This is a genomic window from Kitasatospora sp. NPDC047058 (genome assembly GCF_040643935.1).
Taxonomy (GTDB): domain Bacteria; phylum Actinomycetota; class Actinomycetes; order Streptomycetales; family Streptomycetaceae; genus Kitasatospora.
In genome coordinates this window covers 17595-27130 of sequence record NZ_JBEYVJ010000089.1, presented here as the reverse complement: position 1 = coordinate 27130, position 9536 = coordinate 17595, and the positions used below count along the sequence as shown (strand labels likewise).

Here is a 9536-nt window from a genome sequence, read left to right as displayed (position 1 = left end):
GTCGTCGGACTCATGGCCGAGTGGGACACCCTCCTGACTGCGGAGCGAAACGCGATCATCCGCAAGCTCGTTCGACGCCGCCGCCCGGTGCCGGTCCGGCGCACCGTCCGCGCCCGCGACGGCGACGGCCCCGCAACCGCCCAGGTTCGCTGGGCCGTTGCGGGGCCGTCGGGGGCCGGGAGGCAGCGCCGGCGCCTCCCCGTTCCGGAGGGAGCGGTCAGCCGGCGATCCGGGTCCGCTCCTGCTGGAAGTGCTCGACGAGGACCTTCATGACGTCCTTGCTCCGCTCGCTGATGAAGAAGTGCCCGCCGGCGAACACGCGGAGGTCGAGGGGCTCCGTCGTGTGGTCGGCCCAGGCCTTCGCCTCGTCGAGGGTGGTCTTGGGGTCGCTGTCGCCGGTCAGCACGGTGATCGGGGCGTCCACGGTGACCCCGGGCGCACAGCGGTACGCCTCGACCGCCGTGTAGTCGGCCCGGAGCGCGGGCAGCGCGGCCCGCATCATCTCGTCGTCCCCGAGCAGGGCCGAGGAGGTGCCGCTCAGCCGGCGCACCTCGGCGAGGATCGCGTCGTCACTGCGGAAGGTGTTCTCCTGCCGGAACGTCGAGGGCGCGCGCCGCCCGGAGGCGAACAGCCGCACCGGGCCGTGCCCCTCGGCCTCGAGACGACGGGTCAGCTCGAAGCCGATGACCGCCCCCATGCTGTGGCCGAGGAAGGTGAGGGGGAGCTCCGGCTGCCGCCGGAGCACCTCGTGGATGCGGTCGACGAGGACCGCCAGGTCGTCGATGGGCTGCTCCATCCGACGGTCCTGCCGGCCGGGATACTGGATGGCGAGGACGTCGACATCGGGGCTCAGCGCCGCCGAGACCGGAAGGTAGAAGGACGCCGAACCGCCCGCGTGCGGGAGGCACACCAGTCGCGCGGCCGGGTTTTCGGCAGGGTGAAAACGTCGGCACCACAGTTCATCTCCGGGCGAAGGCCGAGACATGCCACTCCAGAAGGTAGTCACACCGGATCGTTGGATCGAAATCCGAACATAGCGAATGCGGCGGCCCGCGGTTGTCCGCTCAACTGTGGGAACGGGACAGTTGAACGGTGCCCGGGCGGCGGCCCGGCTGGTATCTCTTTGGGGCGAGGGAACGTGGCTGCCTGTTGCGTTGTCCCGATGATCCCGGTTGTTTTCCGAATTACGCGGCGACATTGAGAGGTGACGTACATGGGGCACAAGTTCTCCCTGGTCCTCAGTCGGGAGATCACCGACGAGGAGTCGGCGGTCCTGCAGGAGGGTTTCGACGGCGCGGTCTTCTCGACCGACGCGCTTCCGACCGACGCGGAGGTGGCGGTCACGAGGGTCGACTTCGACGACGAGGTCTCGCCCTCGCTGGCCGAGGCGATCGAGTCGGCTCTTGAGTCGGTGAAGACGGTTCCGGACCTCACCGTTCCCGGCCTGAGCGTCCCGGCGGTGCCGCAGGCGCCGGCCGAGGAGCCGGCCGCCGAGGAGGCGTAGCCTATCGACGCGACGTGACGGGCCGCCCAGGCGGCGGAGGGTGCGAACGCGACGGAGCTCCGGCAGGGGTCGACCTGAGGTCGACCGGCCGGAGCTCCGTCGCGTTGCCGTCGTTCAACCGGCGCGCCGGCCCGGTTGAGCGCCCTCCGGGGCGGGGGCCCTTACTCCGGTGAGGGGGACCCCTAAGTCCCCCGGCGGCGGGTTCCGGGGTGCAGACCGGGCTGCTAGCGTGTGATTCACGTTAATTCGAAAACAGCCCGAACGGCTATTGACCAGATTTCTGCTCCACTGCTGCAAATGACTCGCCGGAGTTGTCATGGGGGTGCAGTATGGGCCTGCTAGCCCACAGCGTAATACCGATCGGAATTGACGATCGCTGGGACGACGAACCGGAGACCGTCTCGGTTCCGATCCTGGAGATCCTGCCCGGGGACTCGCCCCGGCTGGAGGGCGAGGACAAGGTCCACGTCCTGCGGCTCGCGGCGGTCGAGAGCCCGCTGCCGCCGATCCTGGTCGACCGGCGGACGATGCGGGTGATCGACGGGATCCACCGTCTGATGGCCGCCTCCCTCAAGGGGCGGAACGCGATCGACGTCAGGTTCTTCGACGGCAGCCGCGAGGAGGCGTTCCTCAAGGCGGTCGAGGCGAACGTCGAGCACGGTCTCCCGCTGTCGCAGGCCGACCGCACCGCGGCCGCGCTGCGGATCCTCAAGTCGCACCCCACCATGTCGGACCGGGCCGTCGCCAAGTCGACCGGCCTGGGGGCCCGGGCCGTCGCGGAGCTGCGCCGCTCGTCCGACGCCGTGCCGCCGTCGAACTTCCGCGTCGGGCGGGACGGCAAGGTCCGCCCGCTGAACGGCGCGACGGGGCGGCTGCGGGTGGCGGAGCTGATCCGCGAGAACCCCGAGGCCTCGCTGCGGCAGGTGGCCAGGTCGGCCGGTGTCTCGCCCGCGACGGCGCTCGACGTGCGCCGGCGGCTGGAGCGCGGCGAGGGGCCCGTCCCCTGTCAGCGGAACACCGGCGGCGCCGCGGCGGAGTCCCGGCGGGAGCCCGTTCCGGCCCCGGCCCCGGTCGTCGTCGGCCCCCCGTCGACCGTCACCCTCGAGAAGCTGATGCGCGATCCGTCGCTGCGCCAGAGCGAGCTGGGCCGGCGGCTGCTGCGGATGTTCAAGGAGAACGTGCTGGGCGCCAAGGAGATGACGGACATCTGTGCGTCCGTGCCCTCGCACTGCATCGAGTTGATCATCCAGCTCTCCCGTCAGAACTCGCAGATCTGGGAGGACTTCGCCCAGGAGCTGAATCGGCGGGCCCGGATCGTGAATCCCGAATAGGACGGTCGGTCAGGTGGCGGCGCGCTTGCTGATCAGGGCGAGGAACGCGTCCAGTGCGGCCTCGTCGACGCGCAGGTTTCCGGCCAGGACCCGGTGGTGTGCCAGCAGGGAGGTGACCTCGCCCAGCGCGTTGTCGTTGCCGGTCACCACCACGTGGTCGCCCTGACGGTTGACGCCGCTGACGTCGGGCAGCTGTGCCAGGAGGTTGTGGTCGAACGGCACGGAGGGGCGGAACTGGATCCGCTGCCCGCTCCGGACGCGTTCGAGCAGCCTGGCCGGGGTGTCCGTGACGGCGAGCCGGCCCTTGTCCATCAGGGCGATCCGGTCGCACAGCCGCTCGGCCTCCTCCCAGAACTCGGTGACCAGCAGGATGGTGACGCCGCTGGCGCGGACGGCCTCGATCAGGTCCCAGGTGTCCTCGCGGGACTGCCGGTCCAGCCCGGTGGTCAGTTCGTCGAACACCGCCACCTGCGGGTTGCCGACCTGCGCCAGCACGCCGGCGAGCTGCTCGTCCGGTTCGCCGGACAGCCCGGCGGACGGCCCGTCACCCCCGGGCCCGCCGGTGAGCCCGACCGCGTCCACGAGCCGCCGCCAGTCGGCGGGGTCGCGGTAGAAGGAGCTGTAGAGCGACAGCGCCTCGGCGACCCGGAGGCGGTCGGCTGCCCGGCCGTCCTGCAGCCGGGCGTCGATCCGCCGGGTGATCCCGGACCGGGCCGGGCGGGGGTCGCAGCCGAGCACGTCGATCCGGCCGCCGTCCCGGTCGCGCAGCCCTTCGACGCACTCCACGATCGTGGTCTTGCCCGCGCCGCGGGGCCCGAGGATCCCGAAGATCTCGCCCTCCTCGACGGCGAAGGACACGTCGTCGACCGCCACGACGTCACCGTACGTCTTGCGCAGGTTCCGTACGTCAATCACCACGGACATGTGCCGTCCTTTCGAATGCCTGTCTGCGTGGCCGGTGTCGGCCGGGGCTTGAAAACCTACGGTCCGTCCGCCCTGCCCGGCCACCCCGCTATGCCCCGGGCGCAGTGGGGCTACCCCCACCGATTTCCGGGCCGGGCGTTCGATTTCGGCTGCCGAATGAAAATCGCACGGAAACGATTCTGCGCACAAGTCGGCGGGCGGATCCGTTATCGGATGGGAAAAGGCGTTCGGAATTCGCCGTCGGTGCGCCGGTGAGCCGGCGCCGGGCAGCCGGGCGCCGGTCAGCCGGTGCACCGGTCCGCCGGCCCCGGCAACCGGTGCGCAACCAGCAGGCAGCACACAGCACACAGCACACAGCCGGGGACCGGACGCCGTGTGACGGTCCTGTGGCGGAGAACCCCTGACCTTCCGCCGGGAACCCCTCAATCGGCGCCGCGCCGCTAGGGGTCCGGCCCGGCCCGACCCCTAAGGGGTGCCGGAGTGGATTCTGCCCTCCGCCCGCGCGCCCTACTGTCGAATGACGAAGGTTCGGAGCGTGACCGCGGTAGACGGGTGTCGAGCCGACGGTACCGGACCGACCACTGGAGGTGCCGTGAGCAGCATGCAGTCCCCAGTGGCCGAGCGGCCGACGGGCGTGCCCGCCGTGGCCCGGGCACGGGGGCACGCGACGGCCCTCGGGCGGCTGACCGTGCTCGCCGCCCTGGTCCCGGCCACGCTCGGACTGCTCGCCACCACCCTGGTCGGCTTCGCGCTCTGGTTCTGCCTCGGGTTCTTCCCGCTGTTCCCGGCGGTGACCGGGCTCACCAGGGCGGCGGCCGGCCTCGCCCGGCGGCTGGCCGGGAAGTGGTCCGGCGTGCCCGTGCCCTCGCCGTACCTGCCGCGCCCCGAGCCGGAGCGCACCCCGTACGGCCGGCTCCTGCGCGGCTACGGCCCGCACGGCCACAGCCCGCACGGGGCCCGCCGGTTCGCGGGAACCACCCGCACCATCGGCTGGCTGTGGACCGACCCGGCGACCTGGCGGGACTACCTGTGGGTGCTGCTGAACCCGCTGATCGGCGGCGCGACCGCCGCCGTCCCGCCCTTCCTGGTCGGCTACGGCCTGCTCGGCCTGGCCCAGCCGGCCCTGCACACCACCCCCGGCTACGCCCTCCTCCCGCTGGACGGCACCGACGCCGCCCTCCTCGGCCTCGCCCTGGCCGCCGCCGGGCTCGGCGCGGCGGAGCGGATGCTGCGCCTGCACGGCCACTGGACGCGGGCGCTGCTCGGGCCCGCCGAACGGGCCGGGCCCGCCCACCGGGTCCACCCGGTGACCGCGTTCCGGCCGGACGCCGGCGGCGGCCAGGCCCCCGAACTGCTCCGGATCGAACGCGACCTGCACGACGGCGCCCAGGCCCGGCTGGTCGCCGTGGGCATGCGCCTCGGCGCGGTCGGGGCGCTCATCGACCGGGACCCGCAGGCCGCGAAGAAGCTGGTGACGGAGACCCAGGAGAACCTCACCCGGGCCCTCCAGGAGCTGCGCGACCTGGTCCGCGGCATCCACCCCCCGGTCCTCGCCGAGCGCGGACTGGTCGACGCGGTGCGCGCCCTCGTCCTGGACGTCCCGCTGGAGGTCGAGGTGCGGGCCGACGTGCCCGGGCGGGCCGCGGCCCCGGTCGAGTCGGCCGTCTACTTCGCCGTCAGCGAGGCGCTCGCCAACGCCGCCAAGCACAGCGGTGCCCGGCACGCCAGCGTCGAGTTCTCCCACGCCGCCGGGCTGCTGCGGGCCGAGGTGGCCGACGACGGCCACGGCGGCGCCGACCCCCTGCTCGGCAGCGGACTGCGGGGCATCCAGTGCCGCCTCGCCGCGTTCGACGGCACGCTCACGCTGAGCAGCCCGCGCGGGGGCCCGACCCGGCTGACCATGGAGCTGCCGTGCGCGCTGTCCGCGCCGGCGGCCGCCGCCGCCCCCTGCACGGCGGGCTGTCCCTGCTGCTGACCGCCCACGGCTGCGCGGCCACCGGCCGGCGGGGCGCAACTCCGGGGCCTCCCGGGGCTTCCCACGCCGTCCGTGACACGCCCTAAGCGGGGCTTTAGCGCCCCGCGCGATCATCGGACGGTACGAAGGGCCCGGTGTGCGGGGCCCGCAGTGCCGGAGATGATCCGAGGGGATGTCATTGTCACGCTTCGTCACCTTCACCGAGCTCGTGCGGGCCCGGACCGCCGAACTCGCCGACGCGCCGGCCCACATCTTCCTCCGGGACACCCCGGGCGGGCTGGTCGCCGAGACGCTCAGCTACGCCGAGCTGGACCGGGAGGCCCGCCGGATCGCCGCGGTCCTCCAGGCGCACCGCGCCGAGGGCCGGCCCGTCCTGCTGCTCTACCCGTCGACGACCGAGTTCCTGAAGGCGTTCGTCGGCTGCCTGTACGCCGGCGCGGTGGCGGTCCCCGTCCCGCTGCCCGGCGCCGAGGGCGACAGCAAGCGGCTGAACCGGACCGCCGCGGTGCTCCGCGACGTCGGCACCCGGCTGGTGCTCACCGACACCGCCAGCGCCCCCGAGGTCGCCCTCTGCCTGGCGGACTCCTACAGCGCCGACGTGGTCTGCCTGGCGACCGACACCCCGGGCCTCGGCGACCCCGAGAACTGGCTGGAGCCGGCCCCCGCCGACCCGGAGGACCTCGTCTTCCTCCAGTACACCTCCGGCTCGGTCTCCGACCCGCGCGGCGTGATGGTCTCCCACCGCAACCTGCTGGCCAACCAGCAGGCCCTCCAGGACGCGTTCGGCACCACCGCCGAGGACCGCTTCGGCGGCTGGCTGCCGCACTACCACGACATGGGCCTCATCGCGCACCTGCTGCACCCGATCTGGCTCGGCAGCTGCTCGGTGCAGATGACGCCCACCGCGTTCGTCAAGCGGCCCCACCGCTGGCTCCGGGCGATCCAGGACCACGGCGTGACCGTCGGCGGCGGCCCCAACTTCTGCTACGACCTGTGCGTCCGCCGGGTGACCGACCAGCAGCTCGCCGAGCTGGACCTCTCCCGGTGGCGGCTGGCGCTCAACGGCGCCGAGCCCGTCCGCCAGACCACCCTGAAGGCCTTCGCCGAGCGCTTCGCCGCCGCCGGATTCAGCCCCGAGGCCCTGTACCCCTGCTACGGGCTCGCCGAGGCCACCCTGATCGTCTCCGGCGGCGTCCCCGGGACCGCGTACGCCGCGACGGCCGTCGACGCCACCGAACTGGAGCGCGACCGCTTCACCCCGGCCGACCCGGACCGGATCGAGCAGCCCTTCCGCACCCTCGTCGGCTCCGGCCGGGTGCAGGGCTTCGACCTGCGGATCGTCGACCCGGTCGCCCACCGCGAGCTGCCCCCCGGGGCGGTCGGCGAGATCTGGCTGCGCGGCGACAGCGTCGCCCGGGGCTACTGGCAGCGGCACACCGAGACCGCCGAGACCTTCCGGGCCACCCTGAGCGACGGCGAGACCGGCTTCCTGCGCACCGGCGACCTCGGCGTGCTGGAGGACGGCGAGCTGTACGTCACCGGGCGGCTGAAGGAGGTCGTCATCCTCAACGGCCGCAACGTCTACCCGCAGGACGTCGAGTGGGCCGTGCGCGGCCTCCACCCGGGGTTCGGGCTCGGCGCGGCCTTCGCGGCGCAGGCGGGCCGGGAGCAGCTGGTCGTGGTCCAGGAGGTCAAGGGCCTCGGGCCGGACACCGACGCCGCCGGACTGCGCGGGCTCGCCCAGCGGATCCAGGCGCTGCTCGGGCGCGACTTCAACATCCCGGCCGGCAACGTGCTGCTCGTCCCGCCGGGCACCGTCCGCCGCACCACCAGCGGCAAGGTGCAGCGCACCCTGATGCGGCGGCTCTTCCTGGACGGTGAGCTGCGCGGCGACTACGAGGTGCTCGACCCGGTCATGCGCGCCCTGGTCCGCGGCTGCGACGACCTGCCCGGCGCGGAGCTGCTCGGCGACGACCTGCTCGGTGCCGGCCTGACGGGAGATGGACCGGGCACCGGCCTGCGGGGGCCCGAACCGGCCGGCGGGGGGCTGCGACGATGACCGCGCTGCTCTCGCCCGCCCCGGCTCCCGCCCGGGTCGCGGAGATCGAGACCGCGCTCGGCGACCCGACCGACGAGGGCAACCCGTACGGCTACCGCCGGCTGCTCCCGGCCGACCGCGCGGCCGTCCCGTTCGCCGCCGCCGAGGACCTGCTGGACGGGCTCGGCGTCAGCGCCGAGTACGTGCCGCGGCACCTCGGCGGGCGGCTGGACTCGGTCGAGACCCTGGTCCGGGTGATGCGGCCGCTGTTCCGCCGGGACGTCGGGCTCGGCATGGGCTACGGCATGCACACCTTCATGGCCGCCTCCGACGTCTGGATCACCGGCACCCCGGCCCAGCAGGAGTGGATGGCCGGCCTCCTGCTCCGGGGCGCGCGGGCCGCGATCGCGCAGCACGAGACCGCGCACAGCAACGACTACGTGCGCAGCCAGGTGGCCGCGCGCCGGGCGGGCGACGGCTTCGTGCTCACCGGCTCCAAGCCGATGATCAACAACCTGAGCCGGGCCGAGGCGCTGGTCCTGTTCTGCCGCACCGATCCCGCCCCGGGCAGCAGCAGCCACTCGGTGCTGCTGCTCGACCCGCGGGAGCTGCCCGCCGGGCGGGCCACCGTGCTGCCCCGGCACCACGCCGTCGGCCTGCGCGGCTGCCTGTGGACCGGGATCGCCTTCGACGACTGCCCGGCCCCGGAGTCCGCCCTGCTCGGCGCGGCCGGCAGCGGGGTGGAGACGGCGCTGCGCTCCTTCCAGATCAGCCGCACCGTGATCGCCTCGCTGGCCCTCGCGGCGGTGGACACCAGCCTGCGCACCGCCGTCCAGTTCGACCTGGACCGCCGCCTCGGCGGATCGTACGGCTCCTCCTGGACCGACCCGGCCAAGATCGACCAGGCGCTGGTCAACGCGTTCGTCAACCTGCTGCTGTACGACGCCCTCGCGGTGGTCGCCACCCGGGCGCTGCACCTGCTGCCGGAGCAGACCAGCGTCTACTCCGCCTCGCTCAAGTACCTGCTGCCCAAGGTGCTCATCAAGACCATGTACGACCTGTCGGTCGTGCTCGGCGCCGGGATCTACACCCGGGACGGCAACCTCGGCATCTTCCAGAAGCACGTCCGCGACGTCCCGGTGCTGAGCCTCGGCCACGCCGGGACGGTGGCCTGCCAGGCGACCGTCATCCCGCAACTGCCGTGGTTGGCCCGCGGTTCGTGGTTCGCCGAGCCGGAGCCGCCCGCGGAGCTCTTCCGGCTCGGCACCGGGGTGCCGCCGCTCGACCGCACGCGGCTCAGCCTGGCCTGCGGCCGGGACAGCCTCAGCGCCGAGCTGGTCGCGGTCGCGGAGGGCGCCTCCGGGGGCTCGCCCGCCGACCGGGCGCTGCGCACCCTGGCCGGCCGGCTGGTCGGCGAGCTGCGGGACCTGCAGCAGCGGGTGCTGGCGCTGTCCGACGCGGACCGGGCCGGGCCGCGCGGCGCCGTCAGCTTCCCCCTGGTGGACCGGTACGCGCTGCTGCTCGCCGCGGCCTCGGTCGCGGGCGTGTGGCGGCACGGCCGGGACGGCCGGGACCCGTTCCTGGCCGACCCGAGCTGGGCGGCGATGGCGCTGCACCGGATCGCCAGACAACTCGGCACCCCGGTGGACGCCCTGCCGCCCGAGTGCGCGACGAGAGTCCGGCACGAGCTGCAACTGCGCTTCGCCGACCGGCGCAGCTTCGACCTCTACGACACCCCCGTCCCCGGCTGACCGACGGCGCCCG

The 9536-nt window shown here is 73.6% G+C and carries 7 protein-coding genes; 5 read left to right on the top strand and 2 right to left on the bottom strand.

Annotated features, from left to right (window positions below; genetic code table 11):
• Positions 1-217 precede the first annotated feature (217 nt).
• Positions 218-985, bottom strand: a complete 768-nt coding sequence (locus tag ABZ885_RS16445; RefSeq protein ID WP_360188237.1) for an alpha/beta fold hydrolase — start codon at positions 983-985, stop codon at positions 218-220.
• Between the two features lie 228 nt (positions 986-1213).
• Between ABZ885_RS16445 and ABZ885_RS16440 the strand changes: the two genes are divergently transcribed.
• Together ABZ885_RS16440 and ABZ885_RS16435 are read left to right on the top strand one after the other, a co-directional pair.
• Positions 1214-1504, top strand: a complete 291-nt coding sequence (locus ABZ885_RS16440) for a hypothetical protein (protein WP_360188234.1) — start codon at positions 1214-1216, stop codon at positions 1502-1504.
• A 329-nt stretch (positions 1505-1833) separates the two neighbouring features.
• Complete coding sequence (locus ABZ885_RS16435) at positions 1834-2835, top strand: ParB/RepB/Spo0J family partition protein (protein ID WP_360188232.1); 1002 nt, start codon at positions 1834-1836, stop codon at positions 2833-2835.
• Between the two features lie 9 nt (positions 2836-2844).
• Here ABZ885_RS16435 and ABZ885_RS16430 read toward each other — a convergent pair whose 3' ends face one another.
• Positions 2845-3759: an ABC transporter ATP-binding protein gene (locus tag ABZ885_RS16430; RefSeq protein WP_360188230.1), complete on the bottom strand. Its 915-nt coding sequence runs from the start codon at positions 3757-3759 to the stop codon at positions 2845-2847.
• Between the two features lie 601 nt (positions 3760-4360).
• Between ABZ885_RS16430 and ABZ885_RS16425 the strand changes: the two genes are divergently transcribed.
• From ABZ885_RS16425 to ABZ885_RS16415, 3 genes are all read left to right on the top strand, one after another.
• Positions 4361-5734 carry a histidine kinase gene (locus ABZ885_RS16425; protein ID WP_360188236.1) on the top strand — a complete coding sequence of 458 codons (1374 nt, stop codon included), beginning with the start codon at positions 4361-4363 and terminating at the stop codon, positions 5732-5734.
• A gap of 172 nt (positions 5735-5906) precedes the next feature.
• Positions 5907-7793, top strand: a complete 1887-nt coding sequence (locus ABZ885_RS16420; protein ID WP_360188229.1) for a fatty acyl-AMP ligase — start codon at positions 5907-5909, stop codon at positions 7791-7793.
• Positions 7790-9523 carry an acyl-CoA dehydrogenase gene (locus ABZ885_RS16415; RefSeq protein ID WP_360188227.1) on the top strand — a complete coding sequence of 578 codons (1734 nt, stop codon included), beginning with the start codon at positions 7790-7792 and terminating at the stop codon, positions 9521-9523. The genes ABZ885_RS16420 and ABZ885_RS16415 overlap by 4 nt, the downstream gene beginning before the upstream one ends.
• Positions 9524-9536 lie beyond the last annotated feature (13 nt).

Bases quoted from the DNA above. Each gene is read 5' to 3' on its own strand.
- ABZ885_RS16440 (WP_360188234.1), top strand. From the start codon at position 1,214: ATGGGGCACAAGTTCTCCCTGGTCCTCAGTCGGGAGATCACCGACGAG.
- ABZ885_RS16425 (WP_360188236.1), top strand. From the start codon at position 4,361: ATGCAGTCCCCAGTGGCCGAGCGGCCGACGGGCGTGCCCGCCGTGGCC.
- ABZ885_RS16435 (WP_360188232.1), top strand. From the start codon at position 1,834: ATGGGCCTGCTAGCCCACAGCGTAATACCGATCGGAATTGACGATCGC.
- ABZ885_RS16430 (WP_360188230.1), bottom strand. From the start codon at position 3,759: ATGTCCGTGGTGATTGACGTACGGAACCTGCGCAAGACGTACGGTGAC.
- ABZ885_RS16445 (WP_360188237.1), bottom strand. From the start codon at position 985: ATGTCTCGGCCTTCGCCCGGAGATGAACTGTGGTGCCGACGTTTTCAC.
- ABZ885_RS16415 (WP_360188227.1), top strand. From the start codon at position 7,790: ATGACCGCGCTGCTCTCGCCCGCCCCGGCTCCCGCCCGGGTCGCGGAG.
- ABZ885_RS16420 (WP_360188229.1), top strand. From the start codon at position 5,907: ATGTCATTGTCACGCTTCGTCACCTTCACCGAGCTCGTGCGGGCCCGG.